The 17,834-nt window shown below is 72.0% G+C and carries 12 protein-coding genes and 1 tRNA gene; 6 read left to right on the forward strand and 7 right to left on the reverse strand.

The window, feature by feature from the left end; genetic code table 11:
* Nucleotides 1–33: 33 nt before the first annotated feature.
* Entirely contained in the window at nucleotides 34–843 is an 810-nt protein-coding gene (locus tag DV701_RS12370; protein ID WP_114928649.1) for a DUF881 domain-containing protein, read from the forward strand.
* A 39-nt stretch (nucleotides 844–882) separates the two neighbouring features.
* Here the strand turns inward: DV701_RS12370 and pknB are convergent, their stop codons facing one another.
* Genes pknB through DV701_RS12400 form a run of 6 tightly spaced genes read right to left on the reverse strand, consistent with a single transcriptional unit; the run spans nucleotide 883 to nucleotide 8,590 of the window.
* The gene (gene pknB / locus DV701_RS12375) at nucleotides 883–2,955 is read right to left on the reverse strand and encodes a Stk1 family PASTA domain-containing Ser/Thr kinase (protein ID WP_114928651.1); all 2,073 of its coding nucleotides are present in this window, start codon (nucleotides 2,953–2,955) and stop codon (nucleotides 883–885) included.
* The gene (locus DV701_RS12380; RefSeq protein ID WP_114928654.1) at nucleotides 2,952–4,409 is read right to left on the reverse strand and encodes a peptidoglycan D,D-transpeptidase FtsI family protein; all 1,458 of its coding nucleotides are present in this window, start codon (nucleotides 4,407–4,409) and stop codon (nucleotides 2,952–2,954) included. The genes pknB and DV701_RS12380 overlap by 4 nt, the downstream gene beginning before the upstream one ends.
* The gene (locus tag DV701_RS12385; RefSeq protein ID WP_114928656.1) at nucleotides 4,406–5,791 is read right to left on the reverse strand and encodes an FtsW/RodA/SpoVE family cell cycle protein; all 1,386 of its coding nucleotides are present in this window, start codon (nucleotides 5,789–5,791) and stop codon (nucleotides 4,406–4,408) included. Before DV701_RS12385 ends, DV701_RS12380 begins: the two co-directional genes overlap by 4 nt.
* Nucleotides 5,788–7,233 carry a PP2C family protein-serine/threonine phosphatase gene (locus tag DV701_RS12390; RefSeq protein ID WP_114928658.1) on the reverse strand — a complete coding sequence of 482 codons (1,446 nt, stop codon included), beginning with the start codon at nucleotides 7,231–7,233 and terminating at the stop codon, nucleotides 5,788–5,790. The genes DV701_RS12385 and DV701_RS12390 overlap by 4 nt, the downstream gene beginning before the upstream one ends.
* A 5-nt stretch (nucleotides 7,234–7,238) precedes the next feature.
* Nucleotides 7,239–7,709 (reverse strand): FHA domain-containing protein FhaB/FipA, encoded by a 471-nt coding sequence (locus DV701_RS12395; RefSeq protein WP_114928660.1) that lies wholly within the window; start codon nucleotides 7,707–7,709, stop codon nucleotides 7,239–7,241.
* Entirely contained in the window at nucleotides 7,709–8,590 is an 882-nt protein-coding gene (locus tag DV701_RS12400; protein ID WP_114928662.1) for an FhaA domain-containing protein, read from the reverse strand. Before DV701_RS12400 ends, DV701_RS12395 begins: the two co-directional genes overlap by 1 nt.
* Before the next feature lie 174 nt (nucleotides 8,591–8,764).
* Between DV701_RS12400 and DV701_RS12405 the strand changes: the two genes are divergently transcribed.
* The 3 genes from DV701_RS12405 (at nucleotide 8,765) to DV701_RS12415 (ending at nucleotide 9,738) form a co-directional block, all read left to right on the forward strand.
* Nucleotides 8,765–8,848, forward strand: a tRNA-Leu gene (locus tag DV701_RS12405).
* Nucleotides 8,849–8,985: 137 nt separating this feature from the next.
* The gene (locus tag DV701_RS12410) at nucleotides 8,986–9,258 is read left to right on the forward strand and encodes a hypothetical protein (protein ID WP_114928664.1); all 273 of its coding nucleotides are present in this window, start codon (nucleotides 8,986–8,988) and stop codon (nucleotides 9,256–9,258) included.
* Between the two features lie 6 nt (nucleotides 9,259–9,264).
* Nucleotides 9,265–9,738 carry a hypothetical protein gene (locus tag DV701_RS12415; protein ID WP_114928666.1) on the forward strand — a complete coding sequence of 158 codons (474 nt, stop codon included), beginning with the start codon at nucleotides 9,265–9,267 and terminating at the stop codon, nucleotides 9,736–9,738.
* On the opposite strand, the gene DV701_RS12420 is transcribed toward DV701_RS12415, so the two are convergent.
* The gene (locus DV701_RS12420) at nucleotides 9,724–10,425 is read right to left on the reverse strand and encodes a ZIP family metal transporter (RefSeq protein WP_202863526.1); all 702 of its coding nucleotides are present in this window, start codon (nucleotides 10,423–10,425) and stop codon (nucleotides 9,724–9,726) included. The two genes, DV701_RS12415 and DV701_RS12420, sit on opposite strands and share 15 nt — an antisense overlap.
* 242 nt (nucleotides 10,426–10,667) lie before the next feature.
* Here DV701_RS12420 and DV701_RS12425 point away from each other — a divergent pair, with 242 nt between their 5' ends.
* Both DV701_RS12425 and DV701_RS12430 read left to right on the forward strand, forming a co-directional pair.
* Nucleotides 10,668–11,975: an ISL3 family transposase gene (locus tag DV701_RS12425; protein WP_114928668.1), complete on the forward strand. Its 1,308-nt coding sequence runs from the start codon at nucleotides 10,668–10,670 to the stop codon at nucleotides 11,973–11,975.
* A 163-nt stretch (nucleotides 11,976–12,138) separates the two neighbouring features.
* Nucleotides 12,139–17,775: a peroxidase family protein gene (locus DV701_RS12430; RefSeq protein ID WP_162803006.1), complete on the forward strand. Its 5,637-nt coding sequence runs from the start codon at nucleotides 12,139–12,141 to the stop codon at nucleotides 17,773–17,775.
* Nucleotides 17,776–17,834: the final 59 nt, after the last annotated feature.

Genomic DNA, 17,834 nt, shown 5'->3' on the forward strand with positions numbered 1-17,834 from the left:
GTGCGGTCAGGATACGCGGCTACGCTGGCCGCCATGAGCACCGCACCGGCCGACGGCGAGGCGCCCTGCCCCGCCGCGGGCGGCGCTGCCCGTCGCCGGGGCGGGGTCATCGGGGTCACCGTGGTGTGCGTGGTGGCCGGTCTGCTCTTCGGCACGAGCGCCTCGCTGGCCAGGACCCGGCCGCTCAGCGGCGAGATCAGCGACCTCGTCGGGCTCATCACCGCCCGCGACCGCGAGGTGTCCCAGCTCAACGAGCGGGCCGACCGGCTGCGGACCGACGTGGCCTCCCTCCAGGACCGGGTGGACTCCAGCGAGGCTCGCCGACTGTCCCGCAGCGCCGACAGGGTCGCACCCCGGGTGGGCCTCGCCCCCGTCGCCGGTCCTGCGGTCCGGGTGACCCTGGACGACGCCGGCTACACGCTGCAGACCCTGCCGGAGGGCTACACGGTGGACGACGTCGTGGTCCACCAGGAGGACCTGCAGGGCGTGATCAACGCGCTGTGGGCCGGGGGTGCCGAGGCGGTCATGGTGCAGGACCAGCGGATCGTGTCGACCAGCTCGGTGCAGTGCGTCGGCAACACCCTCTACCTCCAGGGCCGGGTCTACTCCCCGCCCTACACCGTCACCGCGATCGGGGACGTGGGCAGCATGCGTTCCGCGCTCGAGGCCGACCCGGTCGTCGACGTCTACCGGCAGTGGGCGGACACGGTCGGCCTGGGTTACACCGTCGAGGACGTCGAGACCGCCGAGATGCCCGGCTTCACCGGCACGGTGCGCCCTGACTACGCCACGGCCGTGCGCGACCTCGAGCCGGGCGAGATCCTGCCGACCCCCCAGGACTGAGGCCCGGGACCGACGCCGTCGCCGACCGGGCGGCCGCGCTCACCCGTCGGTCGGCGGGTCCGTGCCGGTAGGCCCGGTCTCGGTCGGGCCGGTCGGGGCGGGATCGGTCGGCCCCGTCGGGCCGGTCGGGCCGGTGGGCCCGGTCGACGAGGGAGAGCTGGGCGACTCGCTGGGCGACTCGCTGGGCTCGGTGCTCGTGGTCGTGCTGGTGTCCGCCGGAGGAGGGTTGACGGTCGTGGTCTCGGTGACGAAGACCACCGGTTCGGCGGCCACCACCAGCACGATCTCGGTGCCGAGGGGGACCCGGTCGCCGGCCTCGACGGACTGGCTGAGCACCGTCCCGGCCACCACCTCGGCGGTGCGCTCCTCCTGGATGTCCCAGGTGAGACCGGCGTCGCTGAGGAGGACGACCGCGCTGTTCTGGTCCTCGCCGACGAGGGCGGGCACCTTGACCCTGCCGCTGGCGACCTCCAGGACGATGCGCGCGTCGGGCGCCACCTCCTCGCCGGCCGCGGGGTCGGTGCCGACCACGTGGCCCTTCTCCACGTCCTTGTCGTCCACCTTCTTGGCCTTGGCGACCACCTGGGTGAAGCCCTGCCGCTCCAGCAGGTCCCGGGCCGCCTGCTCCTCCATGTCCCGCACGTCGGGGATCGTGATCGCCTCCGGACCGGCCGAGACGACCAGCCGCACGGTCGAACCCTCCTCGGCCGAGCCGCCCGGCGGGTCCTGCTCGATGACGTCGCCCACCGCGGCGTCGCTGTTGCGCGACGTCGCGTCCGGGACCACGAAGCCCAGGCCGGTCAGCTCGGTCCTGGCCTGCGCCTCGGTGCGTCCGACGGTGCTCGGCACCGTCACCATCGTCGGCTGGTCCTGGCCGGGGCCGAGGACCTGGAAGAGCACCCAGGCGACGCCGGCGACCGCCAGCAGCGCCAGCGCCCCGAGGAGCAGCGCCGCGCCCCGGTGCCGGCGCTCGCGCACCGGCATCTCGTCGGTCCGCTCCCAGCGTTCCTCGTCGCGGCCCTCGAGGAAGGGGACCGGCCCGGTGGGGCGCAGGTCCTCCTCGTGGGGGTCGCCCCGGTCGGGACCGCTCGCGGCGGGCACCGCCTGGGTCGGGGCGGTGGCGGCCCGCGCCCGGGCGACGGCGGCCGCCCCCGCCCCGGCGATCCCCAGCGCGCGGGCGTAGCTGGACTCGGCGGCGGCGGAGACGGGTTCGTCGGCGCGGGCCGCGTTGAGGTCGGCGCGGAAGTCGGCGGCGGACTGGTAGCGCTCGTCCGGGTTCTTCTCCAGCGCGTGCAGGGTGATGGCGTCCAGCGCCTGCGGCAGGTGGCTCAGGTGGGTCGACGGCGCCTTGGGGGTCTCCCCGAGGTGCTGGTAGACGAGCGAGACGGGGTCGCCCTGGAAGGGGGTCCGGCCGGCGAGCAGCTCGTAGAGCAGGCAGCCCACGGAGTAGAGGTCGGAGCGTCCGTCGACGTCGAGCCCCTGTGCCTGCTCCGGGGAGAGGTAGCGGGCGGTGCCCATGACGGCCTGGGTCTGGGTCATGGTCGCGGCGGTGTCGGCCAGGGCGCGGGCGATCCCGAAGTCCATCACCTTGACCGCGCCCTGCGGCGTGACCATGACGTTGGCCGGCTTGATGTCGCGGTGCACCAGGGCGCGGTCGTGGGCGTACTCGAGGGCGGCCAGCACCGCCGCGGTGATGCGTGCGGCCTCGTCCGCCAGGAGCGTCTTGGTCCGGCTCTCGTTGAGCAGCTCGCGCAGCGTCTTGCCCTCGACGAACTCCATGACGATGTAGGGCACGTGCAGCGGGGCACCGCCGGCCTCGTGGACGATCTGCTCCCCGGAGTCGAAGACGCCGACGATCGAGGGGTGGTTGAGCCCGGCCGCCGACTGCGCCTCCCGGCGGAAGCGCGCGAGGAAGGAGCTGTCCCTGGCCAGGTCGGTGCGCAGGATCTTGATCGCGACCTTCCGCCCCAGCCGCAGGTCGTGGCCGGCGTGGACGTCGGCCATCCCGCCCCGGCCCACGAGCTCACCCACCTCGTACCGGCCGCCGAGCACGCGCGGCTCCTGCCCACGGTCCTGCGGCGGCGGGGTCGCCTGGGTCGGGTCGTCGGTCATGGAGCCACTCCTGCCTCGAGCATCGCCCTGGCGACCGGTGCGGCCACCTGGCCGCCGGTCTCCCCGGTCCAGTTGTCGGTGGCGGACTCCACGATCACCGCGACGGCGATCTGCGGGTCGTCCGCGGGCGCGAACCCGGTGAACCAGGCGTGTGCCGCCCCCGAGCTGCCGAACTCCGCCGTGCCGGTCTTGCCGGCGACGCTCACCCCGGGGATCTGGGCCAGCGTCCCCGAGCCGCCCTGCACGACGGAGACCATCATCTCGGTCAGCGCGGCCGCGGTCGAGGCGGACACGCTGCGCGACATCGTGCGCGGCCGGGTCTCGTGGATGACCTCCAGGTCGCGGTCGCGCACCGTCTCCACCAGGTATGGAGTCATCAGCGCGCCGTCGTTGGCGATCGCGGCGGAGACCATCGCCACCTGCAGCGGGGTGACGCGCACGTCGTACTGCCCGACACCGGTCAGCGCCAGCTGCGCGTCGTCCAGCTGGTCCGGGTAGCTGGAGGGGGTGACCTGCATCGGCACCTCGATCTGCTGGCCGAAGCCGAACTCCTGGGCCTGCTCGCGCACCGCGTCGGCGCCGAGCTGCCCGGCCAGCCAGGCGAAGGCGGTGTTGCAGGAGATCTGCACCGAGCGCGCCAGCGTGGGGCGGCCCTGCGGGTCGCAGGCCTCGCCGCCGAAGTTGGGCAGCTCGGTGCTCGTCCCCGGAAGGGTGTAGCGGACCGGACCGTCGAGCTCGCTGTCGGCGCGGTAGTCGCCGCTCTCCAGGGCGGCGGCCGCGACGACAAGCTTGAACGTCGACCCGGGCGGGTAGAGGTCGCCGGCGATCGCCCGGTTGACCAGCGGCTGGGCAGGATCCTGGGTCAGCTGCTGGTAGGCCTCGTCGACCGCGGTGAGGTTGTGGCTGGACAGGGCGTTGGGGTCGAAGCTCGGGCGGCTGACCAGCGCCAGGATCGCCCCGGTGCGCGGGTCGACCGCGACCGCGGCGCCCCGTCGGTCGCCCAGCGCCTCCGCCGCCGCGGCCTGCACGTCGGGGTCGATCGTCAGCTCCAGGCTGGCCCCGCTCGGCTGCTGGCCGGTGACCAGGTCCACGACCCGCTGGTAGAAGAGGCTGTCGTCGGTCCCGGCGAGCACCGCGTTGCGCGCCTTCTCCAGACCCAGCCCGGCGCCGTAGGTGAAGGACCAGTAGCCGGTCACGTGGGAATAGCGGGTGGCCTGGTCGTAGCGGCGCACCCAGCGCAGGTCGTCGTCGGTGCGCTCGGACCGGGCGACGGCGGTGCCGTCGACGAGGATCGCGCCGCGCTCGCGGCTGTAGGTGTCGATCAGCGTGCGCCGGTTGCCGGGGCGGTCGCGCAGGCCGTCGGCGGCGACGAACTGGATCCAGGTGGTGGCCAGCAGCAGCGCCGTGAACATCGCCAGGACGAGGAACGCCAGACGCCGGATCGGGGTGTTCATCGTGAGGTCACCCCCGGGACGCCGGGCAGGTTCACGGACGGGTCCGGCGCCCGCTCGGCCACCGGCCGGCGGGCGTGGTCGCTGATCCGCAGCAGGAGCGCCACGATGACCCAGTTGGCCAGCAGCGAGGACCCGCCGGCGGACAGGAAGGGCGTGGTCAGGCCGGTCAGCGGCAGCACCCGGGTGATGCCTCCGACGATGACGAAGACCTGCAGCGCGACGGTGAAGGACAGTCCTGCCGCGAGCAGCTTGCCGAAGCCCTCGCGGGCCCCGATCGCGGTGCGCAGGCCGCGCTCGACGAGCAGCGCGTAGAGCATGAGCATCGCGAAGACGCCGACCATCCCCAGCTCCTCCCCGAAGCTGGCGAAGATGTAGTCGCTGTTGGCGAAGTAGGTCAGGTAGGGATAGCCCTGCCCCAGGCCGGTGCCGAAGATGCCGCCGTGCCCCAGGCCCATCAGCCCCTTGGCCACCTGGTCGGACTGGCCGGCCGCGAACGGGTCGAGCCAGAGCGTCACCCGCGCCTGGACGTGGGCGAAGATCCGCCAGGCCATCACCGCCCCGGCCATGAACAGGGTCAGGCCGATGACGATCCAGCTGGTGCGCTCGGTGGCGACGTAGAGCATGGCGACGAACAGGCCGAAGAACAGCAGCGAGGAGCCCAGGTCGCGCTGCAGCACGAGGATGAGCACCGACAGCCCCCAGGCGACGAGGATCGGGCCGAGGTCCCGGGCGCGCGGGAACTGCATACCCAGGAGGCGGCGCCCCACCAGCGACAGCGCGTCGCGGGTGCTCACCAGGTAGCCGGCGAAGAAGACGGTGAGCGCGATCTTGGCCAGCTCGCCGGGCTGGAAGCTCAGGCCGCCGATCCGGATCCACAACCGGGCCCCGAACTCCTCGTGCCCGACGACCGGCAGCATCGGCAGGAGCAGGAGCAGGAAACCGACGGCCATCGCCAGGAAGGTCCAGCGGCGCAGCACCCGGTGGTCGCGCACCACGACGAGCGTCGCCGCCGCGGCCGCGACGGCCACGCCCGTCCACAGCAGCTGGCGGGTGGCCACCGAGCTCGACGAGCTGCCCAGGTCGATGCGGTGGATCATCACCAGACCCAGCCCGTTGAGCAGGGTGGCGATCGGCAGGAGGAGCGGGTCGGCATACCGGGCCCGCCAGCGGAGCACCACGTGCAGACCGAGCGCGAGGGCGGTGAGGGTGCCCAGGTGCCACCAGAGGTCCGGGGGCACCTCCTCGCGGACGGCCAGCTCGACGTTGACGTAGGCCAGCCCGACGACGACGAGGGCGAAGAGGGTGAGCAGCAGCTCGACGGTGCGCCCGCTGCGCACGCGCAGGCTGGTCACGGTCGAGGGCGTGGGGCCGGCGGGGCTCATGGGCACCCCCTCGGGTAGACGACGGTCACCGTGGGCCGCGCGGTCGAGGTGCCCAGGTCCACGCCGACGTCGAGCGGGTCGCCGGCGGTGGCGCGCGGGGCGGTGGTCGAGGTCCGGCTGCTGGTCGCCTCGGCCGCGTCCTGGGTGGGCCGGGCGGTGCCGGTGACCGCGACCGCACCCTCGGGCACGGTCGAGGTGGTGGACCCGTCGGGCAGGATCACCAGCGGCGCGCAACCCTCCTGCGCCATGCGCCGCAGCTCCTCGACGATCGTGTCGGCGCCGGCGCGGTCGTCGGCGGACAGCGTCCCGCGCACCCGGTCCTGGTAGTAGGCGGGCAGGGCCTGCAGGCGGACGTCGGTGCGCTCCTCGGGGGTGCTCAGCGAGATCGGTCCGAGGTCCTGGGCCACGCCCCGGAAGACCGTGACGACACCGTCGTCCTCGCCGACGAAGTACTGCTGCTGGCTCCACGTCCAGGCGCCCCAGCCGCCGGCGACGACGAGCGCGGCGGCGGCGGCGGTGAGGACGGCGCGGCGCAGCCAGCGCAGGAGCGGGCGGCGTGGACCCTCCTCGGCCAGCCTCGGTTCCTCCAGCGTCAGCCCCGCGGCCTCCCGGGAGAGCTGGGCGGCCTTCTCGGCGGGGGTGAGGGTGCGCACCGGCTGGGTGCGGCGGCGCTCGCCGGCGGCGCCGACCACCTGCGGCTCGGTGGTGCCGTGGCCGGAGTCCACGGCGTCGGCCACGACCACGGTGACGTTGTCGCGGGTCGAGGCGCGCAGGGCGACGCCGACGAGGTCGTCGGCCACCTGCCCGGGCGAGCGGTCGCTGCGGCCGAGCAGCTCGGCGACGGTGTCCTCGGCGACGTAGTCGGTCAGGCCGTCGCTGCAGATCAGGATCCGGTCGCCGGTGCGCAGCTCGCGCAGCGAGAGGTCAGGGGTGTCCTCGCTGCGTCCGGTGAGCACCCGGGTGACCAGGGAGCGCTGCGGGTGGTGCAGCGCCTCGTCCTTGGTGATGCGGCCCTCGTCGAGGAGGGACTGGACGAAGGAGTGGTCCTTGGTGATCTGGGTCAGCCGGCCGCCGCGCAGCAGGTAGGCGCGGGAGTCGCCGATGTTGGCGACCGCCAGCTTGGTGCCGGCCCGCATCATCGCGATGCAGGTGGTGCCCATCCCGTCGGAGTCGGGATAGACGTCCATCACGTCCGCCAGCCGGGAGTTGGCCTCCTCGACCGCCCGCTCGAGCATGCTCAGCGCGTCGTCGGCGCCGTGCGACTCGCCGTCCAGGTGGACCAGCTCGCCGACGACGAGGGAGGAGGCGACGTCGCCGGCCGCGTGACCGCCCATGCCGTCGCACAGCACGAGCAGCTCGGGCCCGGCGTAGGCCGAGTCCTCGTTGCGGGACTTGCTGCCGAGTCCCACGTCGGTGCGGGCGGCGTAGCGGAGGGCGACCATCGACTCTAGCGGCGCAGCTCGAGGACGGTCTGACCGATGCGGATCTGCGCCCCGGGGTCCAGCCGGGCGCCCTCGCCGATCTTCTGGCCGTTGACGAGGGTGCCGTTGGTGGAGCCGAGGTCGTCGGCGTACCAGGCGTCGGCGCCCGGATAGATGCGCAGGTGCCGCCCGGAGGCGTAGTCGTCGGTGAGCACGAGCGTGCACTCCGGGTTGCGGCCGATCAGCAGGCCCCCCTCGTGCAGCGGCACCGAGGTGCCGCGAAGGCGTCCCTCGGTGACGACCAGGTGGGTGGGCACCTCGCGGCGCCGTCGGCGCTCGGGGCGCACCTCGCGCGGTCGGGTGGCGGCACCGCCGCTGCGGGACAGCACGCGGGTGCCGTAGAGGTCGCCGCGCAGCACGCCCACCACGGAGAAGACGAAGGCCCAGAGCAGCACGATGACTCCGAGCCGCACCAGGTTGAGGGTGAGCTCTCCCATCAGCCCTCCAGGCGGAAGGTCAGGCTCGTGCGTCCCATCGTGATGCGGTCGCCCTCCCGCAGCTCCTCGTCGCCCACCCGGTCGCCGTTGAGGTAGGTGCCGTTGGTCGAGCCGAGGTCGCGCAGCAGCACCTGCAGGTGCGGTCCGTCGTTGCCGATCCGCACCTCGGCGTGCCGCCGGGAGATGCCGGGGTCGTCGAGCACGAGGTCGGCGGACTCGTCGCGCCCCAGGGTGGTGACCGCGGCGGTCAGCGGCACGCGGCGACCGTCGATCTCCAGGGCGGGGCGGGGTGCGCGGCCGCGGGACGGTCGGGCCGAGGGGATCTCGCGGGTGGGCTGCTGCGGGCGCTCCGCCGGCCGGTCCGCGGGGCGCCGGGGCTCGGGGCGGTATGCCGCGAGCTCGTCCTGGTCCTGCCGCTCGCGCCCACGGACAGGACGGTCCTCGCGCGGACGCCCGTCGGCATGCTCCCGGGCGTCGTTCCCCCGGGCGCCGCCGGTCCGGGCGTGGCGGCCGTCCTTGGCGGCCGGGCGGACCCGGAAGATGCCGGTCTCCAGGTCCTCGCCCGAGCTGAGCCGGACCTCGAAGGGACCGGGGGCCACGTAGCGCTGGGCGTCGGCGTGGTCCTCGGCCGCCGCGACGAGCTCGTCGGTGAGCGCGGAGGCGTAGGAGGAGAGGCGCTCGTAGTCCGAGCCCGCCAGCTCGATGGTGAAGACGTTGGGCACCATGGTGCGTCCCGGGCCGAGCACGGCGGCGCGGTCGTCCATCGCCCCGCGCATGGCCGAGGCGATCTCCACGGGCTGGACCTCGGCCTTGAAGATCCGAGCGAAGGGCTGCTTGACGGCACGCTCGAGACCGCGCTCGAGCCGGTCGAAGACTCCCACGGCTCTCTCCTTCCTCCTCCGGTGCTGCCCGCCGGTGCCGACGGCCCCGCCCTGCGATCGTACTTGCCGGGACTGGAGAGTCTCTGGACCTTGGCCGCTCCCGCGCGGATCCCCTGCGGCCGACGTGCGGATTGAAGGGTCCGGCCGGGATCGTGCTAGTCTTGCTCGGCACTCGCGCGAGTGGCGGAATAGGCAGACGCGCACGGTTCAGGTCCGTGTGCCCGAAAGGGCGTGGGGGTTCAACTCCCCCCTCGCGCACATGAAGGTAGTCTCCTGAGCTACCCGTTTCTGAAGACACGAAACTCCCGGCCGGATCTGATCCGGTCGGGAGTTTCGTCGTTGCGCTGACCGGCGGCACCGACAGAACTCGTCGGATCTTCCGGCAGGATGGACCCATGAGCTACGACATCCTTCTCTACCCGAGACGAGCCGGTCAGGACTGGACCGAGGTCGTCGAGGCCGACGAGCAGGAGACGCACGACGACGCCCTCCTGGACGAGGCCGCGCTCGCCGACGGCGTGGCCACCTTCGGCCGCATCGAGGCGCGGCTGCGTGAGCAGGTGACCGGGCCGGTGGAGACGTGGGTCGCCGAGGAGACCGGAGGCGACGTCTTCGGGGAGTTCTCGGCCACGGACACCGGCCTGCAGGTCGAGCTCTTCCACGGCTAGGCGGCAGTGAGCTTCCCCTACTGGGAGCACGAGGACCCGGAGGGATTCCACGAGCAGGTGCGGCAGGCGGTCACGATCGTGGCCCAGGAGACAGGCTACGAGGCCTACGACCCGCAGACGCAGGACGCGTTCGACGGGACGTTCGCCGACGAGGAGGGCCGGGAGGCCACCCGGGTGCTGAGCGGCGAGGTGGTCGACGAGGGCGGGCCGTCCCCGGCCGGCGGGCGGGCCGCGCGACGCGGCGACCCCCGCCAGGACCCTGCGTTCCTGCGCCGGCGGGGGATGCTCTACCTGGTCATCGGGGTGCTGCTCACGCTCTACGGGCTGTGGCGGCTCATGGGTGCCGGAGGCACCGGCTGGATCACCGTCGTCGTCCTCGCCATCGGCGTCCTCGACCTGCTGGGCGGGCTGATGATGCTCTCCCTGGCCCGCACCTCGGCGGAGCGGGACGAGGCGGACCGGGGGTCAGGTCAGCAGTGACAGGCCGGCGGCGAGAGCAAAACCCACCACCGTTGCCAGGCCGGCGAGCTCCCCGCCCTTCTTGCGCGCCTCCGGGATCATCGAGTCGATCAGCATGACGAGCAGGGCCCCGGCGGCGAAGCCCTGGATGCCCGCCGTCACGCCGTCCGGGGCGTGGGCCACCGCCACCGCCCCGCCCGCCGTGGCCAGCGTGCAGACGACGGCCACGACGCCCCAGAGCCCGAGGACGGTGGTGCGGGACCGCCCTGACCCCAGCATGTCGGCCGAGGACCCGATCGACTCGGGCAGGTTGGAGACGAAGATCGCCACGAGCAGCGCCACCGACACCGAGCCGCCGGCGGCCAGCCCGCCGCCCAGCACCACCTGCTCGGGGATGCCGTCGAGCAGCGCCCCCACCGCCAGCGGGAGGCCGGCGGCACCGGCCCCGCGAGCGGCATACCCCTCGACCGCGCGGTCCGCGAGCGCATAGGCGAGCGCCCCGAGAGCGAGCCCTGCCCCGACCGCGAGCGCCCCTCCGCCACGCACTCCCTCCTCGGCGAGCTCGAAGGAGACCGAGGCGATCAGCGCCCCGGCGCCGAAGCCGAGCACCAGCCCGACCGTGCGCGCGCTCCAGTCCCGCAGCAGCGCCAGCACCGCGCCGACGAGCAGGGACGAGGCCGCCAGCGCCCCCCACATGATCGTGGTCACCCTCAAAGACTACGCCGCCCACCGCTCGCGGCGGACTTTCATAGCAGAATTCCGGGCACGGCACAATAGGTAGTTTTACCGAGGGACATTCCTTCGTGGGGGCGGCATGATCGAGCGATCTGCAGGGTAATCCGGCTCTTCGCAGATCAGGGTGTAGGGGGCGCTGGCGCGTCGTGCCGGCGTAGGCGTCGAGGTCTTCCGATGATGGGAGTTCTCACGCAGCCCATCAGGAAGACCTCGACGTGCCCGACGCTACCTTCACGCGCCCTGACCTGACCACCTTCGCCCGCCTGGACGACCTCGGTCTGGAGGTCACCGGCCAGCTGCTCGAGCCGGACCGGGCGGTCCTCGCCTGCCGGGTGGTGGAGCGGGACGACTGGTGCAGGCGGTGCGGCTGCCAGGGCGTCCCCCGCGACACCGTGATCCGGGAGCTGGCGCACGAACCGTTCGGGTGGCGCCCCACCACGCTGATGGTCACGGTCCGCCGTTACCGGTGCGCGGAGTGCTCACACGTGTGGCGCCAGGACACCAGCAAGGCCGCGGAACCGCGGGCCAAGCTCTCCCGCGCCGGCCTGCGGTGGGCACTGGTCGGGATCGTCTGCCAGCACCTATCGATGGCCCGCGTCGCCGAAGGCCTGGCAGTCTCCTGGAACACCGCCAACGACGCCGTCCTGGCCGAGGGACGACGGGTGCTCATCGACGACCCGACCCGCCTGGAGGGCGTCCGCGTCCTGGGCGTGGACGAGCACGCGTGGCGGCACACCCGCAAGGGCGACAAGTTCGTCACCGTGATCATCGACCTCACCCCGGTGCGCGAGGGGACCGGGCCGGCACGGTTGCTGGACATGGTCGAGGGCCGGTCGAAGAAGGCGTTCAAGGACTGGCTGGCCGACCGGGACCAGGCCTGGCGCGAGGGGATCGAGGTCGTGGCCATGGATGGATTCTCCGGGTTCAAGACGGCCACTACCGAGGAGCTGCCGGACGCGGTCTCTGTCATGGACCCGTTCCACGTGGTCAGGTTGGGCGGGGAGGCCCTGGACGAGTGCCGGCGCCGGGTGCAGCAGGAGCTGCACGGGCACCGTGGCCGCAAGGGCGACCCGCTCTACTCGGCGCGCCGGACCCTGCACACCGGCGCCGACCTGCTCACCGACCGTCAGCACGAGCGCGTCGAGAGCCTCTTCGCCCGACCCGAGCACGTCGAGGTGCAGTGCACCTGGGGCATCTACCAGCGGATGATCTACGCCTACCGCGCCCCGGACCGGACTGCCGGCCGGGCGGAGATGGCCTCGGTCATCGAAGCGCTGAGCAGCGGCGTCCCCGCACGGCTGGTCGAGCTGCGCAAGCTCGGCCGCACCCTGGCCAGACGCGTCTGCGACGTCCTGGCCTACTTCGACCGGCCCCGCACCAGCAACGGTCCCAGCGAGGCGATCAATGGTCGACTCGAGCACCTACGCGGCCTGGCCCTCGGCTTCCGCAACCTCACCCATTACATCGCCCGAGCACTCCTGGAGGCCGGAGGCTTCAGACCGCGACTACACCGTCATCTGTGAAGAGCCGGTAATCCATCCTGCGGGACAGTCAATCGAGCCGGCAGCGTGCAGGCGCAGGCCGGGACGAAATGTCGGGGTGGTCCAGATGACCGTTGTATGGGGCAGTGCCTTCCTTCTCCTCACCGCCTTGCTCGCTCTCTGGGCGATCAGGGACAGGAGGCGGTTGCGCACGCCGGTCTCGCTCTTCGCGGCCGCCGCCGTGGTCCTCACCACGGCCGCGGCCGGCAGTGCGGGGGCCGCACCCAGCACCGCACCCACCACGGACTTCGCACCCTTGGCCACCGACGAGGACCCCTCCTTCGGCCTGATCCCTAGCGACCTGGAGTTCATCCTCGACCAGATCGAGATCTCCGAGGCGCACGCTTACGCGATCGAGCGCCAGGACCGCAGCTACAGCCTGCTGTGCCGCTCCAACCAGGACACCAGCGGCAAGTGCGTGCGCGACCCGATGCTGCCGCACGGTCTGCGCACCGTGGACGGCTCCTTCAACAACCTCGAGTTCGACACCACGATCGGCAAGTCCAACGAGCTCATGCCGCGGCTGCTGCCGATCCGCTGGCGCCAGGGCGAGACGCCGATGCCCATGGGCCCGACCGCCGGTGACACCTCCATGTGCGAGGACCCGAACGGCACCTGCTACGAGCAGTACGACGGTCTGGTCTACGACACCCAGCCGCGTGTCATCACCAACCTGATCGTCGACAACACCACCAACAACCCCACCGTCCAGGTCGCCGCGGACAACAACCCGGACGCCGTCATCGACCCCGACACCGGCGAGCTCTACCTGCCCAACACCACGGCCGACGAGGCGCTCTCGCCGCCGGTCAACATGTGGTTCGTCTTCTTCGGCCAGTTCTTCGACCACGGTCTCGACCTCGTCGACAAGCACCCCGAGAACGCGATCATCGTCCCGCTGAGCCCGGACGACCCGCTGTGGAGCCGGACCGACGACGACAAGAAGTTCCTGGCGATGAGCCGCGCCACCAACCAGCCCGGACCGGACGGGGTGGACAGCACCTCGGACGACGTGCGCGAGCACCAGAACCGCACCACCCCCTGGGTCGACCAGAACCAGACCTACACCTCGCACCCGGCCCACCAGGTGTTCATCCGTGAGTACGAGCTCGTCGGCACCCCGGCGCGACCGGTCGCGACCGGCCGGCTCCTCAACGGCCCGAACGGCGGCCTGGCCACCTGGGACGCGGTCCAGGAGCAGGCGCTCACCGTGCTGGGCATCGACCTGCGCGACCAGAGCGTGCTGAACGTCCCGCAGGTCGTCGTCGACCCCTACGGCCAGTTCATCCCCGGTCCCGCGGGCTTCCCGCAGCTCCTCACCCCCGGCGGGGCGGTCGAGGGCAACCTGACCACCCCGGTGGTCTCCACCGACGCGGTCCCGCTGCCGCAGTCCTTCCTTGACGACATCGCGCACGGCGCGACGCCGGCGCCGCCGGTGGACGACCCCGAGTGCGACACGGGCGAATGCCCGACGATCCCGGGCTACGACAACGTGCTGCTCGGCGAGCACTTCATCACCGGTGACGGGCGCGGCAACGAGAACATCGGCCTGAGCGCGGTCCACCACGTCTTCCACTCCGAGCACAACCGCCTGGCCGCGCACGTCCAGGACATCCTCGACGCCAACCCGGACCTGAAGGCCAGGTTCGAGAGCAGCGGCGAGGCCGACGACTGGACCTACGCCGAGCGCGTCTTCCAGGCCGCGCGCTTCACCAACGAGATGCAGTACCAGCACCTCGTCTTCGAGGAGTTCGCCCGCATCGTCCAGCCGGCCATCGACGCCGTGGTGTTCAACGAGAACGCCTACGACAGCACGATCGACGCCTCCATCAAGGCCGAGTTCGCGCACGTGGTCTACCGCTTCGGCCACTCGATGCTGACCGAGACGATCGCCCGGGACCTGACCCGGGCAGACGGTGCCGAGGTCACCGACGCCCGGTTGCTGGACGGCTTCCTCAACCCGCGGCAGTACCACTGCGCGGTGGCGCCGGACGCCAACAACGTCTGCCCCGCGGACGCGATCCTCGATCCCGAGGAGGCCGCAGGCGCGATCGTCAACGGCACCACGGACCAGGTCGCCAACCAGGTCGACGAGCTCGTCACCAGCACGCTGCGCAACAACCTGCTCGGTCTGCCCCTCGACCTGGCGACGATCAACATTCTGCGTGCCCGCGACACCGGCGTGCCCGGCCTGCAGCAGGCCCGGCGCACCTTCTACGCGCAGAGCGGCAACCCCCAGCTGGAGCCCTACAGCAGCTGGGTGGACTTCGGGCTGAACCTGAAGAACGGCCAGAACTTCGGCCGTGGTGCGAGCACCACCTCGCTGGTCAACTTCGTCGCCGCCTACGGCCAGCACCCGTCGGTGCTGGAGGCCACGACGCTGAGCGGCAAGCGCGCCGCAGCCTCGGCCCTAGTCAACGGGATCGGGACGGTCGACATCGTGCAGCGCATCGCCGGCGACGACCGCTACGAGACCGCCGCGGCCGTGAGCCGGGCGTTCTTCCCGACCGCCCAGACGGTCTACATCGCCAACGGCACCGTCTTCCCGGACGCGCTGACCGGTGGACCGGCGGCCGCGGCCGACGGCGGACCGGTGCTCCCGGTGCGGCAGAACGCCATACCGGTGGCGACCGTGCAGGAGATCATCCGCCTGCGGCCGCAGAAGATCGTCCTGCTCGGCGGCACCTCCGCGGTGAGCGAGCAGGTCGCCAACTCGCTGGAGACCTATGCCCCGGTCGTGGAGCGGCGTGGCGGCGACAACCGCTACCACACCGGCACCCTGGTCACCCGGAGCGCGTTCCCGGACCCCGCGGCCGTCGACACGGTCTACGTGGCCAGCGGCCAGGCCTACCCGGACGCGCTCAGCGGCAGCGCCGCTGCAGCGGCCGAGGGTGCACCTCTGCTGCTCTCCCGTCCAGGCTCCGTGCCCGACGAGGTGCTGGCCGAGATCACGCGCCTGGCGCCGTCCTCGATCGTCCTGCTCGGTGGCGAGACCGCACTGAGCCCGGCGGTGGCCACCCAGCTCGGGGCGCTCGCGACGGTCACCCGCATCGGCGGGAGCGACCGCTACGAGACGAGCGCGATGGTGAGCAGGTCGTTCGCCGCCGTGGGTGGCAGCGCGTTCCTGGCCGCCGGGACCAACTTCCCCGACGCCCTGGCCGGCGCGGCCGCGGCAGGCATGCAGCAGGCCCCGGTCATGCTGGTCCGCAGCGGCTCCCTGCCGACCCCGGTCCAGGATGAGCTGGTGCGCCTGGCGCCCAACAAGGTCTACGTGCTCGGCGGCGAGACTGTCCTCACCCCGGCGCTCGTGACGGCCGTCCAGGCCCTCTTCCCGGCGCCGACCGCCCCCGCCGACCGTGGGGCCTTCATGGCCAGCACGGGCGACTGGGCGAACGTGGACGGACGCAGCATCACCGGTCTGGAGGACGTCGACTTCTGGGTCGGCGGCCTGGCCGAGGCGCTCGACCCGTTCGGCGGCATGCTCGGCAGCACGTTCAACTACGTCTTCGAGCAGCAGCTGGAGGACCTCCAGTTCGGCGACCGGTTCTACTACCTGTTCCGTAACCAGGGCAACCAGCTCTTCGCAGCGCTGGAGGCCAACTCCTTCTCCAAGCTGATCCAGCGCAACACGGACGCGTCGCTGCTGCCGGCGGACATCTTCCTGTCGCACTCGCCGTACTTCGACCTGGAGAACCTGCCCGACCCGCTGCCGAGCGGCCTGAGCCAGATGGCTGACGGCACGTGGCGCTGGGACGGCGACGAGCACGTCGAGATCCACGGCGACCGCACGCTGGGCGACCGCATCCGCGGTGGTCAGGGCGACGACTCGCTGTGGGGCTACGGCGGCAACGACCGCATCGAGGGTGGGTCCGGTGACGACTCCATCCAGGGTGGCCCTGGCGACGACATCCTCACCGACTCCTTCGGTAACGACAACATCAAGGGTGGTCACGGCAACGACGCGATCGACGGCGGCCCGGGCGCAGACCTGCTCTTCGGTCAGTCGGGAGACGACTTCATCGCCAAGCCGTCCGACAACTCCGACGGGGCCACAGGCTTCTTCGGCACCGGCGACGACGTCTTCATCGGCGGGACCGGCCGGGACAACCCGTTCGGCAACGAAGGGGACGACTGGCTGGAGGGCGGGCTGCACGCGGACCTGCTCATGGGCGACAACGGTCAGCAGTTCCAGGACGACGTGGACGGCGGAGACGACGTCCTCATCGGAGGAGGCGGCTCGGACGACCACGACGCGGAGGGCGGCGACGACATCATGGTCGGCCAGGCCGGCGGCACGGACCGCTACCACGGGATGTTCGGGTTCGACTACGTCACCTACGACGGGACGGGCACCAACGTCGACGCCGACCTGAACTTCAACCTGCTGCAGCCGCCGGACGTCACAGCCATCCGCGACCGCTACCTGCAGGTGGAGTCCCTCTCGGGCGGTTCAGGTGACGACGTCATCCGCGGTCTGGGTGTCGCCCCCGACGACCTGTCGGCGGACGCGGTCAACCGGATGGACCCGGAGAACCTGGACCTCGTCGACGGGATGCGGGAGCTGCTGAACCCCGCCGGACACGAGCAGGACTACTCCATGCGGCTGCGCTCGGACAACCCGCTGCTCCAGGACACGGACGGGGTCGCGAACCTGCTGTTCGGCGGGGCTGGCGACGACATCCTCGAGGGGCGGTTCGGCGACGACGTCATCGACGGTGACCGGGCGCTGCGCGTCAGGCTCGTGCACACCACGACCGGGCAGCGCTACGCCAGCGCGGCCGACATGCGGGCAGCGGTGTTCTCCGGGGCCATCAACCCCGGCGACATCGACATCGTCCGCGAGCTCGTGGACGAGTCGGACGCGGGCGACGTCGACACGGCGGTCTACACCGACGCCTTCATCAACGACGTCGGCGACCCGAACTACACGATCAAGGCCCTCCCCGACGGCTACTGGGAGGTCGTGCACATCGGCGGAGCCGAGTTCGAGGAGTCCGAGGGCGCCGACATCCTGGTCAACATCGAGATGCTCCAGTTCGGTGACGGCGGCTGCTTCGAGCTGAACGAGGAGATGACGCCCTGCACCAACATGGGCTACGTCTCCTTCGGCGGGCAGACCGAGCCGCCGACCGAGGACCAGCCGATCACCGCGACGGTGCACCTCCTCGACCCGGACGGCAACGCCACCGTCACCGACCCGGTCGGCCTGCGGTTCAGCTGGCAGGCCGGCGAGGCCACGGAGGCCTGGGACCCCTCGCCCACCGAGGGTGGAGAGGTCACACCCGGCCCCGACCCGAACACCTGGCAGCAGGAGTTCGTCCCCGGTGACGGTGACGCTGGTGCCATCCTCCGGGTCGTGGTGACCTTCGAGGACGACAACGGCCAGCTGCGCCAGATCGTCTCCCCCGTCGTCGGTAACGGCGCCAGCGTGGTCAACATCAACGACAGCCCCACCGGGCTGACGCTGTCGACCACCACGCCGCAGGTCGGGCAGTCGATCCTTCCCAGCCCCTTCGTCGACGCGGACGGGCTCGAGGAGGCGGTGGCGGCCGGCATGACCTACAGCTGGCAGACCTCGGGCGACGGCTTCGCGGCCGACGTGGTGACGGTGGCGACGAAGGTCACGCCGGACACCAACCAGCTGGGCTATACCGTCCAGCCGGCGGACGAGGGACGCCAGATCAGGGTGGTCGTCGACTACACCGATGATCAGGGAACGGCGGAGACCTACGCCTCCGATCCCACGGACCCGGTTGCCCCGGCGGTGCCGGCCGGCCCCTGACGCAGGACCTGGTGGCGGGACGCCGACGGGCGGGTACTCAGTGCGAGTGCCCGCCCGCC

Source organism: Ornithinimicrobium avium, assembly GCF_003351765.1.
In the GTDB taxonomy this organism is placed as follows: Bacteria; Actinomycetota; Actinomycetes; order Actinomycetales; family Dermatophilaceae; genus Ornithinicoccus; species Ornithinicoccus avius.

Excerpts from the sequence above, each read along its gene's own strand:
- DV701_RS12370 (WP_114928649.1), top strand. The coding sequence starts at position 34 with ATGAGCACCGCACCGGCCGACGGCGAGGCGCCCTGCCCCGCCGCGGGC.
- pknB (WP_114928651.1), bottom strand. The coding sequence starts at position 2,955 with ATGACCGACGACCCGACCCAGGCGACCCCGCCGCCGCAGGACCGTGGG.
- DV701_RS12380 (WP_114928654.1), bottom strand. The coding sequence starts at position 4,409 with ATGAACACCCCGATCCGGCGTCTGGCGTTCCTCGTCCTGGCGATGTTC.
- DV701_RS12385 (WP_114928656.1), bottom strand. The coding sequence starts at position 5,791 with ATGAGCCCCGCCGGCCCCACGCCCTCGACCGTGACCAGCCTGCGCGTG.
- DV701_RS12390 (WP_114928658.1), bottom strand. The coding sequence starts at position 7,233 with ATGGTCGCCCTCCGCTACGCCGCCCGCACCGACGTGGGACTCGGCAGC.
- DV701_RS12395 (WP_114928660.1), bottom strand. The coding sequence starts at position 7,709 with ATGGGAGAGCTCACCCTCAACCTGGTGCGGCTCGGAGTCATCGTGCTG.
- DV701_RS12410 (WP_114928664.1), top strand. The coding sequence starts at position 8,986 with ATGAGCTACGACATCCTTCTCTACCCGAGACGAGCCGGTCAGGACTGG.